This is a genomic window from Candidatus Pelagibacter communis, assembly GCF_001180165.1.
GTDB classification, from domain to species: Bacteria; Pseudomonadota; Alphaproteobacteria; order Pelagibacterales; family Pelagibacteraceae; genus Pelagibacter; species Pelagibacter ubique_P.
In genome coordinates this window covers 15,649-36,267 of the sequence record NZ_CVSQ01000060.1, presented here as the reverse complement: position 1 = coordinate 36,267, position 20,619 = coordinate 15,649, and the positions used below count along the sequence as shown (strand labels likewise).

Below are 20,619 nucleotides of genomic sequence, written 5' to 3'. Positions count from 1 at the left end.
ACAACTCATGAGTTAAAGGTTAATACAATAATTGCTTTATTATCGCAACAGAGATGTAATATAAAATTGTAAAAAAACAATTTTTCTTTTGAAGAATTTTTTCTTTAAAGTAGATTAAAAATTATGTCATTAAAACAGACCATCGAAAACGAATATAAAAACGCATTAAAATCTAAAGATAAAAATAAAATATCAACCTATAGGTTAATATTATCTTCTATTAAGGATTTGGACATTGTTAACAGATCAGGCCCTAACAAAAAGGAAACTGATGACGAGGACATTAAGAAACTTTTAAAAAAAATGGTTAAGCAACGAGCCGAATCAATCGATATTTATAAAAAAAATAATAGAACAGATCTTTTAGAGGTTGAGCAAAATGAATATGATATTTTAACAAGTTTCCTACCAAAGCAGCTTAGTGAAGAGGAAACTAAAAAAATTTGTGCAGATGTTATTTCGAGAATTGGAGCAAATTCATTAAAAGATATGGGAAAAGTTATGGGCGAACTTAAAAAAACTCATGCAGATGAAATTGATTTTTCAAAAGCAGGATCCTTGATAAAAGAATTGTTGAACAAATAATGAAATACCCAAAAGAGTATCTTGATGAAATTAAAAATAGGTTGAAAGTTTCAACGGTAGTATCAAAGAGTGTTTCATTAAAAAAAAGAGGCAAAGAATATGTAGGTTTATCACCTTTCAAAAATGAAAAAACACCCTCATTTACAGTAAATGATGAAAAAGAATTTTATCATTGTTTTGCAACTTCTGAACATGGAAATATTTTTGATTTTGTGATGAAAACTCAAAATTTAAAGTTTGGAGAAGCAGTTAAATACTTGGCTCAATTAGCAGGGATGCAACCTTATATGTTCTCAAAACAAGATGAAGAAAGAGAAAAAAAGTGGGATGAGTATAAATCTATTTTTAGTAATTATGTTGAATTTTATCATAATGAACTTTTAAAAAATGAAAACTATTCAAACGCTAGAGATTATTTAAAAAATAGATCGTTAGGCAAAGAAGAAGTAAAAAAATTTAAAATAGGATACATAGAAAAAAATCCAAATTTTTTCGAAAAATTAAATAAAGACTATAGTGAAAAAACTTTGGTAGAAACTGGTTTATTTTATTTAGATGAGAAAAAAAAAATATATGTCGAAAGATTTAGAAGTCGATTAATATTTCCCATCAATAATATTTCAGGGCAACCAATAGCTTTAGGTGGAAGAATAATTGAAAATTTAGATTATCTAGCCAAATATATAAATTCACCTGAAACAAATTTTTTTAAAAAAGGATCAAACTTATATAATTTAGATTTAGCAAGAAAACTCTCTAATAAAATTGATCACATTTATTTAGTAGAAGGATACATGGATGTTGTGGGCCTTAGCAAAAATGGAATTGATAATGTTGTGGCAAATCTCGGAACTTCTTTAACTGACAAACAGATTTTAACTTTGAATCAATTTTTTGATGATATAATAATATGTTTTGATGGTGACGAAAGTGGATATAAAGCTGCTGTTAGGGCTGCTGAAAATTCAATCAAAGAACTAAAACCAGAAAAACAAATTTTTTTTTTATTTCTGCCAGATAAAGAAGACCCAGATAGCTACGTAAATAAAAATGGTAAGGCTAATTTTGTAGATTTTACAAAGCATAGCAAATTATCAATTCATCAATTTATTTTCAGTCATTATAAAAAACAAACTAACAATAATCCTTCATCAATGGCTATTTTTGAAAAAAAACTTAGAGGAATAGCAAATACAATTAAAGATGATTTTATAAAAAAATATGTTTTAGAATACTTTTTAGAAAAAATTGCTGAGTTAACTCCTCACTCTAACCAAAATAATAAAAGATTTTATAAAAAAAATACAAAATCTTTAGAAAGTACAAAAAAATATTTTAAAGAAAGCCAGTCTCTGTCTAGAGTAGAATTAAAAGAATTTTCTTTATTATATTTATTAATAAATAACTTGGATTTGTTGCAATCAAATATTCATTTAATTGAAAATATTAAATTATTTACTGAGTTTAATAAAAAAATATTTGAAATGATTATTGAAAAATTGAAATCTGGATCACAAATAACAACTCAAGATCTTGACCTAGATGTTCAATTAATAGAAAAAATAAACAAATTTGCTCCAATCAAACATATCCTAAAAAATCAATCTGATGATGATCAAAAAATAATCGAATTATTAGAGGACATCTCTAGAGATTTGATGAATTACGATCTTGAGTTCAGAATTCAGGAATTAGAATCGAAGTTTTCTGTGGATATGAGCGAGTCCACATTTAATGAGTTAAAAGAGCTCAAAAAAAAGCAGAATATCAATTAAACTGACAAAATTATTAATAGATTTTTATATAATTGACATTATATAAGACCTCTAAACTCAAATTATCGTGGAAAGAATTATTACAAAATCATTTGCTAGACTTATGGGTCGAGGAACCCATAGAGGTTTTATTACCTATGAAGAGTTAAGTAAATCTCTTGGTAAAAGAAATTTATCTGATGAAAATCTATCTCAAGCTTTTATTCATATTTTAGATGAAAATATTACATTAGTTGAAAAAAAATCTGATTTTAAAGTTCTAAGAAAAAAAGAAAATTCAAATAAAGAAGAAGGTAAGACAATTGAAAAAAGTGATGACCCTATAAGAATGTATTTACGTGAAATGGGTGGGGTTGAGCTTTTGTCCAGAGAAGGTGAAATTGCAATCGCTAAAAGAATAGAAGCAGGTAAAGATGTAATGTTAATTGCACTTTCTCAGAGTCCAATTACTGCTCAGCAGTTTTTCGAATGGAATGAACAACTGCAAAAAGATGAAATTTTAGTTAGAGAGATTATAGATATTGATACAAATTATATGGAAGATGAGTCAACTGGGCCAAGTGCAAAACAAAAAAATTCTGGTGATACAGAAAAAGATGACAGTTCTTCTGACGAAGAAGATGATTTTAACCCAACGCTTGCAGCAATGGAAACTGAAATTAAACCAAAAGTTTTAAAAACGGTTAATACATTAACAAAAGAATATACCAAGCTAATAAAGTATCAAAAAGAAAAATTGGATTGTATTTTAGCATCCCAAAATTTTTCACCTGCAAAAGAAAAGGGGTATGAAAAAATTGTTAATGATATACTAGAAAATATTAAATCTCTTCAACTATCCCCATCTGTTTTAGAAGAACTTGTGCAAAAACATTATGTAGAAAATAAAAAAATTATTTCTTTAGAGGGCAATCTTCTAAGACTAGCAATGGATCACCAAATACCTAGAAATGAATTTATTAAATTTTACATTGGTAATGAAATTAATCCTAATTTAAAAAAATTTTTAGACACAAACTCTGTTTGGAAACAATTTTTTACTAAGAATAAAGAAGAATTTAAAAATATTAGAGAAAGATTAATTGAAATTAGTCACAAACTTGGAATTTCAGTAACAGATTTTAAAAAACTTGTAAGTAGAATTCAAAAAGGAGAAAAAGAGTCAAGAATTGCAAAAAAAGAAATGGTTGAAGCTAATTTAAGATTGGTTATTTCTATTGCTAAAAAATATACAAATAGAGGTCTTCAGTTTTTAGATTTAATTCAAGAAGGAAACATCGGATTAATGAAAGCAGTTGATAAATTTGAATACAGAAGAGGTTATAAATTTTCTACTTATGCAACATGGTGGATAAGACAAGCAATCACGAGATCTATAGCTGATCAAGCAAGAACAATTCGTATACCTGTTCATATGATCGAAACAATCAACAAAATTGTTAGAACTCAAAGACTGATATTAAGTGAATTTGGTAGAGAGGCGACGCCAGAAGAATTGGCCAAAAAACTAAGGATGCCACTTGATAAAGTTAGAAAAGTATTAAAAATTTCAAAAGAGCCTGTGTCACTTGAAAAACCAGTTGGAGATGAAGAAGACAGCAGTCTCGGAGATTTTATTGAAGATACCAAAGCTTTAGCTCCATTGGAGCAGGCTATAAAATCAAATTTAGGTGAAGCAACAACTAAAATTCTATCAACACTTACTCCAAGAGAGGAAAGAGTTCTTAGAATGAGATTTGGTGTTGGAATGAATACAGATCACACGTTGGAAGAAGTCGGTCTACAATTTTCTGTTACTAGAGAAAGAATTAGACAGATAGAAGCTAAAGCTCTTAGAAAACTAAAACATCCAAGTAGATCGAAACAATTAAAAAGTTTTTTGGAAAGTTAATTTAGGGCCGTTAGCTCAATAGTAGAGTACTGCATTGACATTGCAGGGGTAGTTGGAGCGTAACCAACACGGCCCACCATTATTTGATTATCTTTAATTGATAACTCTAAAAAAATGATATAACTAATCATGTATTCAGGGCCTGTAGCTCAGTTGGTTAGAGCAGTACACTCATAATGTATTGGTCCCAGGTTCGAGTCCTGGCGGGCCCACCAAATCTAGCAAAATCAACGTTTAAAAATTTTTATTCTTCAAACTTTTCTTAAAAAAGATCAAAAGTAGCTCTTCATTGTATACGAAATTGTATAACAAAAGCTTATTGGAATGTACTAGTCTCCATATATAACCAGTGATATATTTTCTATAATGGAAAATATTCCAATTTTAGGGTGGTTTATTCAATCTTTCAATAAATGTATTTCAATTGGAATTTTAAATTCAAGTTGTGGTTGGTTAACTTTAATTTTTCTCTTTATAATTTTTGGTATTCTAACTGGTATTGAAGAAAAAAATAAAAATTATATAAAATTTTCTGGTTTACACATAAGTTTAAGTCTTTGTTATTTAGCTTACTATTTAGCAATGAAATTTGATATTTCTGGATTTTGGGTAATTTTAATTCTTATTTCTTCAACTTTTAATTTTTATGAATTTTTAGGAAGTTTAAATATTAAAACAAAATTAAAGTTAACAAAAAAACAAGAGAGATTCTTTGATAAATTTACTGGTATTATTTCTTTAATACCTGCATTAATATTATTTATTGCTGTACTTTACTTGTTAAACAATTTTTTAAATGATTATTATGCCACTAGAACTTTTACACAATCTTTATATGAAATAGGCTCCTCTTTATTAGATACCTCTATATCATTAGGTTACATAATTGTTACTTTAATAATTCTTGTAATTGTTTTAGTGATTTCAGCTATTATTTTATCTTATTTTGGCTCAATAATAATGAATTATATCGATAAAATTTTACTCATTGAAAATGAATTTGAAAAAAAATGGAAAATACTAATTTTTGTTTTAACTTGTTCTTTAATTTTGTATTTGATTTCTATTTTAGAAAAAAGTTTTTTTCCATCAGGAGAAATTTCATTTTTTAGCAATCTATTTATAATTTTTGGAGGTATTGCAGCCTTATGTTATATTTTCATATTTTTAAGTGCTATTTTTAATAAAATTAAAAGTTTTATAGATAAATATCAATGAGAACATTACAAAGATATTTTAGTTACAACCATTCCCTTTATAAAGTTGATGAATATATAAGTTTAGTTCTTAAAAATATTGATCCTAATAATAAATTTAAAGTTATTTATGAAGATCTTTCAGAATCTCATTTTAGAGTAAAAATAACGATATTTGATAAGGTTTTAAACTAATGACAATAGTTAATAAAAAAGATGAAACGATACTATATAATATTGATTATATAAAAAAAAATCTTGATCTTAAAAAATTTGTAAATCTTTTAGAAAAAAAGAGCTTTGCCGAGTGGTTTTTAAATCCGTCTGCAGATCCAAATGTAGAAAATTTTAATATTGAAAAATGTGCAATAGAAAGCTGCAGTAATGAAAAAAATTTAGACCCAAATATCAATGACATTGATGGATTTCCTGAAGGTGAAAATTTAAATAAATTCCAAAAACTTGAATGGTTTTTCCACCCTTATGAGTATCACTCAGAAAATAACGTCATAGAGATAAAAGATAAGTACAAAAAAGAATATAAAGAATATGAAAAAGCACTAGAAAGTCATAAAAATGAAGGTACTTTTTTAGAAACTATTAGTTCTAATTTTAAATCATTTTATATAGTCAAAGTCGCAGAAACACTTAAAGAATTTAAAGCTAAAGAATTTGAAACTCATTCAATTATTTATTCAAAAATAAATGATAAATATTACTATGTATTTAATATGCCAAACGACTATAGAAATCTAATAGTAAAGATTGATGATAAGCTAATTGACGAGTGTGAGTTTATCGAACTAATCATTAATAGATTTGGAGAAGAGGCAATAATTAATAATGATGGAAATACTTTAGGAGATATTTATGAAAAAGTATTATAGGGTTTTGTATAAAAATTTAGCACATCAATTGTATACCAAATTGTGTAAATCAATTTAACGTTTAGTAATAAGCTAACAACTTCAATACTAATTTAAGTTACTTCAGGACTCTCATAATGTATTGGTCCCAGGTTCGAGTCCTGGCGGGCCCACCAAAAATATTTATTTAATTGTTTGAGAATTCTTTTAAGATTTTAAATAGAGCATTAATGTCTCCATCATTTGTATTTAAAATTGATGAAAACTCCTCTTTTTGAGTTCTTGCTAAACTTAAACCTTCAATTATCAAATCTCTAATTAATGGATTGTCTGGATTTTTAGTATATATCCTCCAATCAATTTTCACCTCAGGTCTATCAGAAGTTCCAATTAGCAAGCTATTTACAATTGTATAGTTTTTATTCAGCACTTCTTTGCCTTGTACTTCAATTTCTGGATTAGTGTATTCAGCTAGTCTACTTGAAAAACTTTTTAAAAAGTAAGACTCAAATAATTCAGAGTACTTAATTTTTTGATTCTCATCTAAATTTTTTCTTGCTGACCCAAGTGAATAAAAACCAACACCTGTAATGTCTACAGTCTCTTTAGCTATTGCTTTTAATTCGTTTATTTTATCTTCTTTAGATATATTTTTAGATAAAATATTAGACGCTCTATTGACTGTAGATTGGACAAACACATCTGGTTCTATGGAATAAGAATTTGAAAAAACCGATGAGTAAAGAAATAAAACTAATAAAAATTTTCTTAATTTCATCAATTTAGTTTAAATTACTGAGTTTCTATCTCTTCCCAATCACTATCATCTTGGGTTTCAATGATTTTATTTGTATTTGAAATTTTTTGTTGTCTATCTTGTAAATACAAACTTTTTACTGAAGCATAAAAATCTATTGAATTTTTTTCTAAATTTTCTATTGCATCATAGTTTTTTGCTCTAAAATCTATGCCGCTTGTAACTCTTGATGCATAATAATCAAAATCACTGAAATGTTGTGTATCGTTTGCAACCGCAACATTATACCAAGCGTCTCCACCAACAATACTCGCTACAGATGCAGTAGCATCTCTAACTGTACTTGGTCCTAGAACCGGTAAAACTAAATAGCAACCAGGGCCAACACCCATTGTTGCTAAAGATTGACCATAATCTTCTTTCTCATATTCAGGAAATCCTAAATGTTGAGCCACATCAATAAAACCTAAAATACCAACTGTTGTATTAATAACAAATCTACCAGAGTTAACTCCAGCTTTTTTTAATTCTCCTTGCAAAATATTATTTGGAATTGTTACAAGTGTAGATAGATTTTCCAGAGAGTTGCTTACTCCAGTCTTAATTGGAGAAGGAAGTACTTTGTATGCACTGGCAACAGGTTGAAATAATATTCCATCTAGTGTTTGGTTAAAAGCAAAAGTAGCTCTATTTAAATTTTCAAAACAGTCCTTAACTTCACTAGGTTGATTTTTTTTTAGAATTAATTCACCATCAGATCCAGCATTTGCATTTAATGCTGAAAACAAAAATATAATTCCCAATATGACCAATTTTCTAAACATCGATACTTATATAATATATATTTTTTTAATGTAAATTAAGAATTATTTTATAAAAATGACAATAAAATGTCTATAAAGTAGCTAAATTTGATACCCAAAATGAGTATAAATACAACTCTGAATTACTCCCCTAATTTTGATAAAAAAAAAAGAACATTTAAACAAATTAAATTTATTATTTTTCACTACACTGGAATGAAAAATGACAAAGTTGCAATTAGACGACTTACCAACAGTAAATCAAAGGTGAGTAGTCATTTCTTAATAAGAGAAAATGGAAAGATAATAACTTTAGTGCCTGAACTTTATGTTAGTTGGCATGCAGGAATTTCGTCATGGCAAAATTACAAATCACTTAATAAACACTCAATAGGTATAGAAATAAGCAATCCTGGTCACAATTTTAATTATAAAAAATTTTCAAAAAAACAAATTCATTCTATTCTAAAATTAACAAAATATTTAATTAAGAAATATAAAATTAAAAATAAATTTATTTTAGGACATTCTGATATTGCACCTTTTAGAAAAAAAGATCCTGGTGAAAAATTTCCTTGGAAATATTTATCAAAAAAAAAAGTTGGTTTGTGGCATCATTTAAATGAAAAAAAACTCCTTAAAAAAAGAGAAAAAAAAGTTGGTGATTATGAAAAAATTAATTTTATTAAAAATTTATATAAAATTGGGTATTCAAAAGTTTTAAATAAAAACAGAAATAAAAATATCAAATTGCTTACAAGCGCTTTCCAAAGAAGATTTAGACAATATTTGGTAAACGGGATAATTGATGAAGAATGTTTATTGATAAGTAAAAATATCACTAAAAATCTAAAATAATTAAACTTGAAAATTTTAAGTTTAGTAATAAATTGATAATGCCAGATAAATGACTTATCGCTTTAAGTTTGTTTAAAGAGGAAAGTCCGGGCTCTACAAGGACACAGTGCCAGGTAATACCTGGCGGGGGAAACCCTAGGGACAGTGCCACAGAAAATAAACCGCCATAACATGGCAAGGGTGAAAAGGTGTGGTAAGAGCACACCGGTTCTATTGGTAACAATGAACGCTGGAAAACCCCACTGGGAGCAAGACTAAGTAGAGATGACATTGTTGAAAAACTAAAAGCCGTCCTTGGCTAGTCATCAGGGTTAGTTGCTTGAGCTTAAGAGTGATCTTAAGCCTAGACAAATGATAGGTTTAAATGACAGAACCCGGCTTATAGTTTGTCTGGCATTTCAAATCAAAATATCACAATAGGTTTCTTTGTTTGTTCTCATTTTTTAACTACTAGTGTCTATTTTTATTATCACTAAAACAATAATAGCGCCTAAATAATAGGTATTGACCTTCAGTTATAAAACCCATATTATCCCATAAATTCCCATTTTATGGGAATAAAGGGATTTATGTTTTATGTTTTTATCAACATACGAAAACAAATTAGACAAAAAAGGGAGAGTATCTGTGCCTGCTAGTTTTAGGTCACATTTATCCAATCTAGGTTACAATGGTGTTATTTGTTATCCATCATTTAATAATTCCTCTATAGAAGCGTGCTCTCAAGATAGAATTGAAAAAATTTCTTCAGCAATTGACTCTTTAAATCCTTTTGAGGAAAAAAGAGATTACTTTGCAACATCAATATTAGCAGAAAGTATAAATTTACAATTCGACAGTGAAGGAAGAATTTCACTTTCATCAAAATTATTAAAACATGCAAAAATAAAAAATAGCATGTTGTTTGTTGGTCAAGGCCAAACATTTCAAATATGGGAACCAACAGCATTTGAAAAATTTAAGATAACAGCGAGGAAAAAAGCAAATATTAATCGTGGTAATCTTAAATGGGAGCTTCAACATAACAAACAATAGGGGATAAAAGATGACAATTAACTTTAAAGCACCAGAGATAAAAGAGCTACAGCCACGACTACTAGTTTTAGGAGTTGGTGGAGCTGGCGGAAATGCAATTAACGAAATGATAGAAAATAATCTACAAGGTGTAGAATTTATTGCAGTAAATACTGATGCTCAAGATTTGAAGCTTAGTAAGGCCAAAACAAGAATTCAAATTGGTTTGAATTTAACAAAAGGTTTAGGAGCAGGAGCAAAACTTGATATCGGTCAAGCAGCTGCTGATGAGTCTTTAAATGAAATTGTAAACACACTTCAAGGTGCAAACATGGTTTTTATTGCAGCTGGTATGGGTGGTGGAACGGGCACTGGTGCTGCTCATGTCATCGCAAGAGCTGCTAAAGAATTAAATATCTTAACTGTAGGTGTTGTGACTCTTCCATTTTTATATGAAGGCCCCTCTAGAATGAGAAGAGCACAACAAGGTTTGGAAGAGCTAAGAAAACACGTTGATACAATAATTGTTATACCTAACCAAAACTTATTTAAAATAGCTAATGAACAGACTACTTTTGAAGAATCCTTTAACCTTTCAAATAATGTTTTGATGCATGGTGTTCAAAGTATAACTGATTTGATGGTTAGACCCGGTTTAATCAACTTAGATTTTGCTGATGTTGAAACTGTGATGGCGGCAATGGGTAAAGCTATGATGGGGACTGGAGAAGCTGAAGGAGAAGGTAGAGCTCTAAAAGCTGCAGAGATGGCAATCAGCAATCCATTAATAGATGATTATACTTTAAAAGGTGCAAAAGGTTTATTGGTAAATATTACTGGTGGTAAAGATCTTAAACTTTTTGAAGTTGATGAAGCTGTAAATAAAGTAAGAGCTGAAGTTGATCCTGAAGCAGAGTTAATTATTGGTGCAATCACTGATACGGAGCTAGATGGAAAAATGAGAGTTTCAATTGTTGCTACCTCTTTAGATGGGCAACAGCCAGAATCAAAATCTGTTGTAAATATGGTTCATAGAATTCAAAACCGTAATCCAGGTTACTCTGATTTTTCAAACATGGGATCATCTCAATCATTTAATTTTTCAAATACAACAGCATCAAATCCAATTACACATGGTGCGAATGCTTTAAAGCTTGAAAATGAGATTATACAAGAGCAACAAAACGAAAGTTCTCATAATCAGATGATGAGTGAAGAAGTTGTTCAAAATACTAGCATGGAAAGCGAGAGTATAGTTCAGGATAGTTCAGTTAATGAAATGGAGAAATCTTTTGCTCAAGAAGCTATGGAAACTAACCATGAAGATCATCAAGATATAAACAACGAAGAAGAAACCTCTAATGATTTAAAAGAATTCGGAGTTGACTCAGATGCACCAGATTTATTTAGTTCAGAATCTAATAATTCAAGCCCTGAAGATTTATTGAATTCAGATGAAGAGGATGAAGATGATCTTGAGATACCAGCATTCTTAAGAAGACAAAAAAATTAATGGTCTTCCAAGAGATAAATGGACGCCACCATAGTACCGAAAATGCAAAAGCATTATCCGGTACTGCTAAAAGAAATTATTAGCGTTATTTCCCCTCAACATGGTGGCACATTTATCGATTGTACTTTAGGTCAAGGTGGTTATTCCAAAAAAATTTTAGATTTTAAAAATACAAAAGTAATAGCTCTAGATAGAGATATAGAGAGTGAAAAAATTGCCAATCAATTAAAAAAAAACTTTGAAGATAGATTTATTTTTAAAAATATTAAATTTAGTCAATTAAATAATTTAAAGCTTAAAAATGAAAACATAAGAGGAATAATTTTTGATCTTGGTTATTCTTATACTCAAATTAAAGACCCACAAAAAGGATTATCATTTGTATCGGATGGCAAATTAAATATGCAGCTGGGTTTAAATAATTATTCAGCAGAAGATGTAATTAATAAACTTGATGAAAAAGAGTTAGAAAAGATTTTCAAATTTTTTGGAGATGAAAAAGAAGCAAAATACATTGCACGAAATATTATAAAAGAGAGATTAAAAAATAAAATTGATACAAAAATTTTAGTTGAAATTATTGATAAATCAAAAAAAAGAAAAAATTTTAAAGTTCATAATGCAACCAAGGTATTTCAGGCTCTTAGAATATTTGTAAATAAAGAAATAAGTGAGCTAATTTTTGGACTTATTAATGCCGCTAAAGTTTTAAAAAAAGGAGGGATTTTAGGAGTAGTTACATTTCATTCTTTAGAGGATAAAATAGTAAAATATTTTTTTAAAAGTCTCTCTGAAAATAAAAGTATTTCACGATATAGCCCTGTTGTAAAACAAGCAGATACATTATTTAATTTAATTCACAAAAAACCAATAACTCCTTCAGAAGAAGAAGTAAGCGAAAATCCACCATCTAGATCTGCTAAATTTAGATATGCAATAAAAAAAACTGATTTTTATGATTTTGAAACCGATATAGAGGAGCAATTCAGAAATTATATAGAAATTGAAAATTATGGAGACAAACTGTGAAAAAGTTTGCTTTGGCTCTAGTGATTTTTTTATTAGTCCTATCAACTGCAATAATAAAAAATACGACTAAACAAATTGAAGATGAAATATTTACAGCAAAAGAGAATATTAGAGTTTTAAAGTCTGAATTTGAAAATGTATCCTTGGAGTATGATTATTTAAGTTCCTCAGAAAGGTTAATTGAATATCAGTCTCAGTATTTTGAGGATGAGTTAATTCAAATAAATATAAACGATATAAAAATCTATAATATTTCAGATGATATAAATAAAATTCAAAATTTTAAAATTATTAAAGAGTAATGGCTGATAATAAATCGAAATTAATTATAGAGGATTATAAAAGTGATTTTACATTTAAGAAAAAAGAAAATGGATTAAATATTCAATTTAATCGTGTAGCTTTTATTTTCTTTGTTTTTTTTATTATATATTTAGTATACACGATACATCTAATTCACTTAGGTTCACGAAAAAGTAAATTAGAAAACATCAATAATCTTCCTGGATCTAAAAATCAGCTTTATCGAGCAGATATCATAGATATTAATGGAAATTATTTAGCTAAGACAGTTAAATCGATTGATATTGGTTTAAAAACTTCAGATATAATCAATGAAAGAAAATTACTTCTAAGTTTAAATATTATTTTTCCTGATAAAAATTTTGATGAAATTAAAAAAAAAATAAAAACTAAGAAATTTTTTTATTTAGAGAAGAAAATTTCAGAGGAAAATTATGAAAAAATAATGAAATTAGGAGACAAATCTTTAGTTCCAGAAGAAAGAGTATTAAGAATGTATCCACAAAAAAATCTTTTTAGTCATGTTTTAGGTCAGATAGATGATGATAATAATGGTATTTCGGGATTAGAAAAATCATTGAACGATGAACTTAGACAATCAAAAAAACCTATTAAACTTACATTAGATAAAGATATTCAATTTTTAATTAGAAGAGAATTAATCAAATATCAGGAAATTTTTCAAAGCAAAGGTAGTGCAGCCATTTTAATGGATGTTAATAATGGCAATATTTTATCATTAGTTTCTTTGCCAGATTTTAATCCAAATGAAAGACAAAATATTACAGATGTGAATTATATTAACAGGGTAACCAAAGGAACATATGAACTCGGCTCTGTATTTAAAGCCTTTACATATGCAAATGCTCTTAATGAAAAATTAATAAAACCTGAAACAGAATTTTTAAATTTACCAAAATCATTAAGTTGTTATGGTTTTCCAATAAGAGAGTATGACAATAAAATTCCATCAGATCTGACTGCAGAGCAAATATTAATTAGGTCAGGAAATGTTGGATCAGTTAGAATCGCACAAAAAATTGGTCCTGAAAAGTTTAAATCATTTTTAGAAAAAGTAGGGATTCTTAGCGAGGTAACATTTGATATAGAAGAAGTTGCTCCTCAAAAAAATTATGAGTTTGGTAAATGTAAATTAGCAACAGCATCTTATGGACATGGAATAGCAACTACTATTCTTCAATTAGCTAAAGGATACGCAATTTTGTCTAATGGGGGCTTTCAAATTAATCCAACTCTTATTATTAGAAATACAGAAAAAAATACAAAGAGAAATAGGTTGCTAAACAAAGGTGTTTCAGAGCAAGTAGTTACCGCTTTAAGAAAAATAGTAAACACTGAAGAGGGGACAGCAAAATTTGCAAATGTTCCTAATTATGAAATTGGAGGAAAAACAGGAACAGCAGATAAAGTTCTAGATGGGGTATATTCAAAAGGAAAGGTAAATACTTTTGCTTCAATTTTTCCAACTTCAAAACCTAAATTTGTTTTTGTTGTAATGTTAGATGATCCAAAAAAATCGAAAGATTATTACTATAAATATAGACATAGAGATGGTGGATGGAAAGGAACTTACAAAAATAGTGCTGGATGGACATCAGTTGAGGTGGCCGGAAAGGTCATAGATAATATTGGGCCTATTTTAGCCACAAAATATATAGAGGTTAATTAAATATGCTTCTAGGAAACTACTTTCATAACATAAATAAAAATTATAAAAATTTTTCTTTTTCAGGAATTTCATTTGATACGAAGAGTATTAAAAAAAATTATATTTTTTTTGCAATCAAAGGAAATAATATTGATGGTAATAAATTTATTCCTAAAGCAATTAAAAAAGGATCTAAAATTATTGTAACTGAAAGAAAAACAAATCCATTCCAAAACGGAATTTTGTATATCCATACAAATAATGTAAGAAAATTATTATCTGAAACTGCTTTTAAAATTTTTAATAAAAAACCAAAAAATTTAATTGCAGTTACTGGTACAAACGGAAAGTCATCAGTTGCAGATTTTTATTATCAAATATTAAAATTAAATAAAAAAAAAGGTGCTTCAATTGGCACATTAGGTGTTAAATCAAAAAGTATTAATTTGAATTTATCTAATACCACAATAGATCCAATCAAATTGGCTAAAATATTAGGCAAGTTAAAAAATAAAAAAATAGAAAATGTAATTATGGAAGCATCAAGCCATGGTTTAAAACAAAATAGATTAGATGGTTTAAAGTTTAATTCTGGTATATTCACCAATTTATCTCAGGATCATCTTGATTATCATAAAAATTTAAAAAATTATTTAAAAGCAAAACTTTATTTATTTCAAAATCTAATTAAAAAAAGAGGAAATGTAATTACAGATCAAATAATACCCGAGTTTAAAAACATAAAAAAAATTACAATTAATAAAAAATTAAAATTGCATACACTTAATGATGAGAAAAATAATCTAGAGCTTTTATCTCATAATTTTAAAGGAGAGGCTCAATTTCTTAGAATTAAATTAAATAGCTCAATAAGGGACATAAATTTAAATTTAATTGGAAAAATACAATTAAAAAATGTTTTGATGGCAATAATTGCAGCAAAATATAGCGGTATTAGTTTAGATAAAGTTTTAAATACAATTCCAAAATTAAAACCAGTTGAGGGTAGATTTGAAAAAATTGGTAAAATTAAAAATCAATCTAAAGTAATTCTTGATTATGCTCATACGCCTGATGCTTTAAAAACGTGTCTTTTAAATCTTAGAGAACAATTTCCTAATAAAAAAATCACAGTTCTATTTGGTTGTGGGGGAAATAGAGATCAAAACAAAAGATCAAAAATGGGTAAAATAGCTAGTAATTTTGCAGATAACATTATTTTAACTAATGATAATCCTAGATTTGAAAATCCTCAAAAAATAAGAAGAGATATAAAAAAGGGAATTAAAAAAAAGAGAATTATTGAAATACCCAATAGAGCTATAGCAATAACACAAGCTGTTTATAATTTGAATTCAGGTGATATTTTGTTGGTTGCCGGGAAAGGCCATGAGAAAACGCAAGATATTGGAAATAAGAAAATTTTCTTTTCAGATAGAAAGGTCATTCTAAATGCTATTAAGCATAAAAATAATAATTTATCAGATAATTTAAAATTAAATGTGGTTAAAGAGGCAGCGAAAATTAAAAAATTGTCTGCTTCCATATCTTTAAAAACAGCAAGAATTAATTCTCAAGAAGTTAACAGAAATGATATTTTTTTTGCTATTAAAGGAAAAAAAAACGATGGTAATAAATATGTTGCACAATCATTCAATAGAAAAGCATCGCTAGCTGTAGTAAATAAAATTCAAAATAAATTAAATAAAAGTCGACAGATTAAAGTAAAAAATACTTTAAAATTTTTAACAGATATTTCAAAAACTTTTAGAAAAAGTATTGATACAAATATTATAGCTATCACTGGTAGTTGTGGCAAAACTACACTTAAAGAATTATTGGGCAATGTATTAAGTAAAATTTCAAAAGTAAGCATTTCCCCAAAATCTTATAATAATAAATTTGGAGTTCCTTTAAGTCTTTTTAATTTAAAACAAAATGATGAATTTGGAATTTTAGAAGTAGGAATGGATAAAAAAGGTGAAATTGATTATTTGTCAAAAATAATAAAACCAGATGTTGGTGTTATAACAAATATAAATTATGCACATGCTAAAAATTTTAAAAATATTAAACAAATTGCTTTGGCAAAATCTGAAATTATTAACAACATAAAACCTTATGGTTATGTTGTATTAAATGCAGATGATGGTTTTTTTCAATTACATAAAAAAATTGCCAAAGAAAATAAAATTAAAGTAGTTTCTTTTGGTATTAAAAGTCAGAAATCGGACATTAAATTAATTAATATAAAGTCCTTTGGAAAAAAATTTAGAATTAATATTAGATTAAACAATCAAAAAAAGTATTTCACAGTATCTAACGATTTTCAAAACAATACATACAATACACTTTCTGCTTTAGCAGTTATTAGTATTTATAAAAACGTATTTAAACTTAATGAAAATATTTTTCTCAATTTCAAAATTCCTGGAGGAAGAGGAGACCATTCTGTATTAAAAATTGATAATAAAAAAATTAATTTAATTGATCAAAGCTATAATTCAAATCCTCTATCATTAAAATCAGCAATAAAAAATTTTGATAAAATAAATTCCAAAAAATCAAAAAAATATTTATTAATTGGTGACATGTTAGAGCTTGGTAGTCATTCTAAAAAACTTCATCAATCTATTGCCCCAATAATAAATCAAACCAAGATAGATAAGGTATTTGTAAAAGGAAAATTGGCTTCAATAATATTTGAAAATATCTCAAAAGCTAAAAAAGGTAGGATTTTATTAAACAAATCTCAAATTATTGAATTGATTAGAAAAGATTTAAATAATAATGATTATTTAATGATTAAAGCCTCACTTGCGACAGGATTCAACGACATAGTAAAAGATTTGAAAGGATTACATTAAATGCTTTATCAATTTTTATTAAATTTTGTTGATACCTTTAGTTTTTTAAATGTATTTAAATATTTAACTTTTAGAACTGGTTTATCTTTTTTTACTTCATTGGTTATTGTGCTGATTATTGGAGGTCCTTTTATTCAATTTTTTTCAAAACAAAAAATTTTAAATCCAATCCGGGACGATGGACCCGAAGATCATATAGTTAAAAAAATTGGTACACCAACAATGGGAGGTTTAATAATTTTATTCGGCTTATTGGTATCAGTAATATTTTGGGCAGATTTATCAAATATTAATATTTTATTCTGTATCTACATAGCAATTACTTTTGGTTTATTAGGGGCATATGATGACTTTAAGAAAATTAAACATAGCAACTCATCAGGTATTTCTTCAAAGTTTAAAATAACTTCACAAATAATATTAGCAATTATTGGTGTAAGCTTTTTTGTTTATTTAAACGATTATCAAGATTTAAATAATTTATATTTTCCATTTTTTAAAAATTTAATCATAAACCTTGGATGGTTTTTTATACCATTTGCAATATTTGTGATTATTGGTTCGTCTAATGCTGTTAACCTTACGGATGGATTAGATGGTCTAGCAACAGTACCCGTAATATTAGTTGCAGCATGTTTTGCATTTATAAGTTATGTTACTGGAAACATCGTATTTTCAAATTATTTACAAATACCCTACATAGAAGGAACAGGTGAAATAGCAATTTTTTGTGGGGCAATTATTGGCTCTTGTCTAGGTTTCTTGTGGTTCAATGCTCCACCTGCTAAAATTTTTATGGGTGATACAGGTTCATTATCTCTTGGAGGATCTTTAGGTGCAGTAGGAATTATCACAAAGCATGAAATAGTTTTAGCTATTACTGGTGGACTTTTTGTACTAGAGGCAATTTCAGTAATGGTTCAAGTGATTTCATTTAAACTTACTGGAAAAAGAATTTTTAGAATGGCGCCTATTCATCATCATTTTGAGAAAAAGGGATGGCCAGAGTCTACAGTTGTAATTAGGTTTTGGATTATCTCTATCATCCTAGCAATGATTGGTTTAGCTACCTTAAAATTAAGATAATGAAAATATTTAATAATATTTTTTTAAGAAAAAAAATATTAATTTACGGTTTAGGAAAGAGCGGCATTTCATCTTATAATTTTTTAAAAAACAAGTCTGATGTATATTTGTTTGATGACAATCAAAAAATTAAATTAAAAATTAAAAAAAAAATTATTCAACTAGAGCAAATTCAAAAAATAAATTTTGATAGAATTATTATTAGTCCTGGAATTGATATCTCAAATTGTAAATTATCAAAATTTTTAAAGAAAAATTTAAAAAAAATTCATACTGACCTTGATGTTTTGTTTTCATTTTATAACAATGAAAGTATTACAATTACCGGAACTAACGGTAAATCTACAACTGCTAAAATTTTACATGATGCTTTAATCGATCAAAAAAGAGACTCAAGACTTATTGGGAATATTGGTAATCCAGCATTATCAGAAAAAAATATTACAAAAAAAACAATCTTTGTAATAGAGGCTTCTTCTTATCAGTTAGAATACAGTAGCGTATTTAAATCAAAATATGCAGTAATTTTAAACATAACTGAAGACCATATTGAAAGACATAAAAGTTTAAAGAATTATGTGAATGCAAAATTTAAATTATTAAAATCTCAAATAAGAGGATCTTTTGCATACGTAAAAAAAGAGGATAAAATAATAACTAAAAAATTAAATAAAAATAAATATAGCTCAAAAATTTATAGGGTACAGACCTCAAGTATAGATAAAAAGTTTAATAAAATTACTAATAAATATTTTTTATCTGATGGCAATAAAGAAAATTTATCATTTATATTAAAAATTGCTCCAAGATTAAAACTTAATTACAAAAAATTAATTAAAACTATTAATAAATTTAAAGGCCTAGATTTCAGACAACAAATTATATTTAATAAAAAAAATCTCACAATTATTAACGACTCTAAATCTACAAGTTTTGCTTCCTCGGAAAATATATTAAAAAATTTAAATCATGCATATTGGATCTTAGGAGGAATTCCTAAAAAAGGAGATAGATTTAAACTATCAAAAATAAAGTGCGAAAATATCAAAGCCTATATTTTTGGATCACATCATAGAAAATTTATGAAAATTTTAAAAAATAGATTAAAAATTAAAAATTTTAAAAATTTAAAAGAAACTCTTAAAGTTATTTTTTCAGAAATTAATATTCAACAATCTAAAAAAAATATTATTTTTTTTAGTCCAGCTGGAGCTTCATTTGATAGTTTCAAAAATTTTGAAGATAGAGGGTATTATTTTAATCAAATAATTAAAAAGTATATAAATGCAAAGCGATAGTATTGTTTACAAATTTTATTATCAATGGTGGAAAAACATAGACAAATCTATTTTTTTATTAATAAGTCTATTATTTGTTATTGGATTATTTTTTTCTTTAGTTTCAACTTCTCTAATAGCCTCTGATAAGTTAGATACCAACAGTTATTTTTTCTTTTTTAAACATTTGATTTATGTGTTAATTGGAATATCTCTTATTTTTATATTTTCCTCTTTAAATTCAAATCAATTATATAAATACTCTATTTTTCTTTTTTTTATTTCGCTTATTTCTTTATTTTTGGTACCATTCGTTGGAGTTGAAGTTAAAGGGTCTAAAAGATGGATAGACTTATTATTCTTACCAAGGTTTCAGCCAATTGAGGTTCTAAAACCATTTTTGGTAATAATTTTAGCAACTATTTTATGTGATATTAAATCAAATATTTTATTTAAGTATTTAGTATCTATTTTTTTGATATCTCTCATTTCTTTACTGTTAATAGCTCAACCAGATATCGGCCAAACTTTATTAGTGATATTTTGTTGGGCAGTTCTAATCTTCACATCAGGAATTAATATATATATTCTTTTAGCAATATTTTTTGCTGGTGCGTCTTTGCTTACTTATCTTATTATTTATGTTCCAAGGTTTGATTATATTGAAGGACGTATTTTTTCATTTTTTAATAGAGAAACAGGTACTCATAACTTCCAATCTGATAAAGCAATAGAGTCAATTACAAGTGGAGGCTTTTTTGGAAAAGGTATAGGTGAAGGAGTTCTTAAAAATAGAGTTCCCGAAGCTCATACTGACTACATTATTTCAGTAATTTCTGAAGAGTTTGGTGTTGTTGCCATAATGTTAATATTATTATTGTTTTTGATCTTAATTTATATGGTTTTTAAAAAAATAAGTTTTGAGACAAATGATAAAGTTAAACTCATTTTAATAGGATCAATTAGTTTAATATTAATGCAGGCCACAATTCATGTGGGCGTTAATATAAGATTATTTCCAACTACTGGAATGACATTACCTTTTCTAAGTTATGGTGGTTCATCGATAATAAGTACATCAATATTAGCTGGAATAATTTTAAACTTAACAAAAAGAAAAATAACTTAAT

At 26.9% G+C, this 20,619-nt stretch carries 18 protein-coding genes, 2 tRNA genes and 1 other RNA gene; 19 read left to right on the top strand and 2 right to left on the bottom strand.

Going from position 1 to position 20,619, the window contains the following annotated elements; genetic code table 11:
• The first annotated feature begins 123 nt into the window (after window positions 1-123).
• From AMN88_RS03605 to AMN88_RS03575, 8 genes are all read left to right on the top strand, one after another.
• The gene (locus AMN88_RS03605) at window positions 124-585 is read left to right on the top strand and encodes a GatB/YqeY domain-containing protein (RefSeq protein ID WP_075536459.1); all 462 of its coding nucleotides are present in this window, start codon (window positions 124-126) and stop codon (window positions 583-585) included.
• Entirely contained in the window at window positions 585-2,360 is a 1,776-nt protein-coding gene (gene dnaG, locus AMN88_RS03600) for a DNA primase (protein ID WP_075536458.1), read from the top strand. Before AMN88_RS03605 ends, dnaG begins: the two co-directional genes overlap by 1 nt.
• Before the next feature lie 67 nt (window positions 2,361-2,427).
• On the top strand, window positions 2,428-4,251 hold the full coding sequence (gene rpoD, locus AMN88_RS03595) for an RNA polymerase sigma factor RpoD (RefSeq protein ID WP_075536457.1): 1,824 nt from the start codon (window positions 2,428-2,430) through the stop codon (window positions 4,249-4,251).
• A 4-nt stretch (window positions 4,252-4,255) separates the two neighbouring features.
• Window positions 4,256-4,330, top strand: a tRNA-Val gene (locus tag AMN88_RS03590).
• Between the two features lie 59 nt (window positions 4,331-4,389).
• Window positions 4,390-4,466: transfer RNA gene (locus tag AMN88_RS03585), tRNA-Ile, on the top strand.
• A gap of 151 nt (window positions 4,467-4,617) precedes the next feature.
• Window positions 4,618-5,469, top strand: coding sequence for a hypothetical protein (locus AMN88_RS03580; protein ID WP_075536456.1), 852 nt, complete (start codon window positions 4,618-4,620; stop codon window positions 5,467-5,469).
• Entirely contained in the window at window positions 5,466-5,642 is a 177-nt protein-coding gene (locus AMN88_RS04610) for a hypothetical protein (protein WP_179850099.1), read from the top strand. The genes AMN88_RS03580 and AMN88_RS04610 overlap by 4 nt, the downstream gene beginning before the upstream one ends.
• Window positions 5,642-6,334: a hypothetical protein gene (locus AMN88_RS03575; protein WP_075536455.1), complete on the top strand. Its 693-nt coding sequence runs from the start codon at window positions 5,642-5,644 to the stop codon at window positions 6,332-6,334. The genes AMN88_RS04610 and AMN88_RS03575 overlap by 1 nt, the downstream gene beginning before the upstream one ends.
• 166 nt (window positions 6,335-6,500) lie before the next feature.
• Here AMN88_RS03575 and AMN88_RS03570 read toward each other — a convergent pair whose 3' ends face one another.
• Window positions 6,501-7,091: an MlaC/ttg2D family ABC transporter substrate-binding protein gene (locus tag AMN88_RS03570; protein ID WP_075536454.1), complete on the bottom strand. Its 591-nt coding sequence runs from the start codon at window positions 7,089-7,091 to the stop codon at window positions 6,501-6,503.
• Between the two features lie 14 nt (window positions 7,092-7,105).
• Window positions 7,106-7,894, bottom strand: a complete 789-nt coding sequence (locus tag AMN88_RS03565; RefSeq protein WP_075536453.1) for an MlaA family lipoprotein — start codon at window positions 7,892-7,894, stop codon at window positions 7,106-7,108.
• 99 nt (window positions 7,895-7,993) lie between these two features.
• Between AMN88_RS03565 and AMN88_RS03560 the strand changes: the two genes are divergently transcribed.
• The 11 genes from AMN88_RS03560 (at window position 7,994) to AMN88_RS03510 (ending at window position 20,618) form a co-directional block, all read left to right on the top strand.
• Complete coding sequence (locus tag AMN88_RS03560; protein WP_075536452.1) at window positions 7,994-8,731, top strand: N-acetylmuramoyl-L-alanine amidase; 738 nt, start codon at window positions 7,994-7,996, stop codon at window positions 8,729-8,731.
• Between the two features lie 41 nt (window positions 8,732-8,772).
• Window positions 8,773-9,129: RNase P RNA component class A (gene rnpB / locus AMN88_RS03555), an RNA gene on the top strand.
• Window positions 9,130-9,307: 178 nt separating this feature from the next.
• Complete coding sequence (gene mraZ / locus AMN88_RS03550; protein WP_075536451.1) at window positions 9,308-9,766, top strand: division/cell wall cluster transcriptional repressor MraZ; 459 nt, start codon at window positions 9,308-9,310, stop codon at window positions 9,764-9,766.
• 10 nt (window positions 9,767-9,776) lie between these two features.
• The gene (gene ftsZ / locus AMN88_RS03545) at window positions 9,777-11,258 is read left to right on the top strand and encodes a cell division protein FtsZ (RefSeq protein ID WP_075536450.1); all 1,482 of its coding nucleotides are present in this window, start codon (window positions 9,777-9,779) and stop codon (window positions 11,256-11,258) included.
• An 18-nt stretch (window positions 11,259-11,276) separates the two neighbouring features.
• The gene (gene rsmH / locus AMN88_RS03540; protein ID WP_075536449.1) at window positions 11,277-12,287 is read left to right on the top strand and encodes a 16S rRNA (cytosine(1402)-N(4))-methyltransferase RsmH; all 1,011 of its coding nucleotides are present in this window, start codon (window positions 11,277-11,279) and stop codon (window positions 12,285-12,287) included.
• Window positions 12,284-12,589 (top strand): cell division protein FtsL, encoded by a 306-nt coding sequence (locus AMN88_RS03535; RefSeq protein ID WP_075536448.1) that lies wholly within the window; start codon window positions 12,284-12,286, stop codon window positions 12,587-12,589. The genes rsmH and AMN88_RS03535 overlap by 4 nt, the downstream gene beginning before the upstream one ends.
• Window positions 12,589-14,280: a peptidoglycan D,D-transpeptidase FtsI family protein gene (locus AMN88_RS03530; protein ID WP_075536447.1), complete on the top strand. Its 1,692-nt coding sequence runs from the start codon at window positions 12,589-12,591 to the stop codon at window positions 14,278-14,280. The genes AMN88_RS03535 and AMN88_RS03530 overlap by 1 nt, the downstream gene beginning before the upstream one ends.
• Before the next feature lie 2 nt (window positions 14,281-14,282).
• Window positions 14,283-17,126, top strand: a complete 2,844-nt coding sequence (locus AMN88_RS03525) for a UDP-N-acetylmuramoyl-L-alanyl-D-glutamate--2,6-diaminopimelate ligase (RefSeq protein WP_075536446.1) — start codon at window positions 14,283-14,285, stop codon at window positions 17,124-17,126.
• On the top strand, window positions 17,127-18,212 hold the full coding sequence (mraY, locus tag AMN88_RS03520; protein WP_075536445.1) for a phospho-N-acetylmuramoyl-pentapeptide-transferase: 1,086 nt from the start codon (window positions 17,127-17,129) through the stop codon (window positions 18,210-18,212). It begins immediately after the preceding gene.
• On the top strand, window positions 18,212-19,510 hold the full coding sequence (murD, locus tag AMN88_RS03515) for a UDP-N-acetylmuramoyl-L-alanine--D-glutamate ligase (protein ID WP_075536444.1): 1,299 nt from the start codon (window positions 18,212-18,214) through the stop codon (window positions 19,508-19,510). The genes mraY and murD overlap by 1 nt, the downstream gene beginning before the upstream one ends.
• Window positions 19,497-20,618: an FtsW/RodA/SpoVE family cell cycle protein gene (locus AMN88_RS03510; protein WP_075536443.1), complete on the top strand. Its 1,122-nt coding sequence runs from the start codon at window positions 19,497-19,499 to the stop codon at window positions 20,616-20,618. The genes murD and AMN88_RS03510 overlap by 14 nt, the downstream gene beginning before the upstream one ends.
• Window position 20,619: the final 1 nt, after the last annotated feature.

Coding starts and splice junctions, on each gene's coding strand:
- AMN88_RS03605 (WP_075536459.1), top strand. CDS start 124: ATGTCATTAAAACAGACCATCGAAAACGAATATAAAAACGCATTAAAA.
- dnaG (WP_075536458.1), top strand. CDS start 585: ATGAAATACCCAAAAGAGTATCTTGATGAAATTAAAAATAGGTTGAAA.
- AMN88_RS03580 (WP_075536456.1), top strand. CDS start 4,618: ATGGAAAATATTCCAATTTTAGGGTGGTTTATTCAATCTTTCAATAAA.
- AMN88_RS04610 (WP_179850099.1), top strand. CDS start 5,466: ATGAGAACATTACAAAGATATTTTAGTTACAACCATTCCCTTTATAAA.
- AMN88_RS03575 (WP_075536455.1), top strand. CDS start 5,642: ATGACAATAGTTAATAAAAAAGATGAAACGATACTATATAATATTGAT.
- AMN88_RS03570 (WP_075536454.1), bottom strand. CDS start 7,091: ATGAAATTAAGAAAATTTTTATTAGTTTTATTTCTTTACTCATCGGTT.
- AMN88_RS03565 (WP_075536453.1), bottom strand. CDS start 7,894: ATGTTTAGAAAATTGGTCATATTGGGAATTATATTTTTGTTTTCAGCA.
- AMN88_RS03560 (WP_075536452.1), top strand. CDS start 7,994: ATGAGTATAAATACAACTCTGAATTACTCCCCTAATTTTGATAAAAAA.
- mraZ (WP_075536451.1), top strand. CDS start 9,308: ATGTTTTTATCAACATACGAAAACAAATTAGACAAAAAAGGGAGAGTA.
- ftsZ (WP_075536450.1), top strand. CDS start 9,777: ATGACAATTAACTTTAAAGCACCAGAGATAAAAGAGCTACAGCCACGA.
- rsmH (WP_075536449.1), top strand. CDS start 11,277: ATGGACGCCACCATAGTACCGAAAATGCAAAAGCATTATCCGGTACTG.
- AMN88_RS03530 (WP_075536447.1), top strand. CDS start 12,589: ATGGCTGATAATAAATCGAAATTAATTATAGAGGATTATAAAAGTGAT.
- AMN88_RS03525 (WP_075536446.1), top strand. CDS start 14,283: ATGCTTCTAGGAAACTACTTTCATAACATAAATAAAAATTATAAAAAT.
- mraY (WP_075536445.1), top strand. CDS start 17,127: ATGCTTTATCAATTTTTATTAAATTTTGTTGATACCTTTAGTTTTTTA.
- murD (WP_075536444.1), top strand. CDS start 18,212: ATGAAAATATTTAATAATATTTTTTTAAGAAAAAAAATATTAATTTAC.
- AMN88_RS03510 (WP_075536443.1), top strand. CDS start 19,497: ATGCAAAGCGATAGTATTGTTTACAAATTTTATTATCAATGGTGGAAA.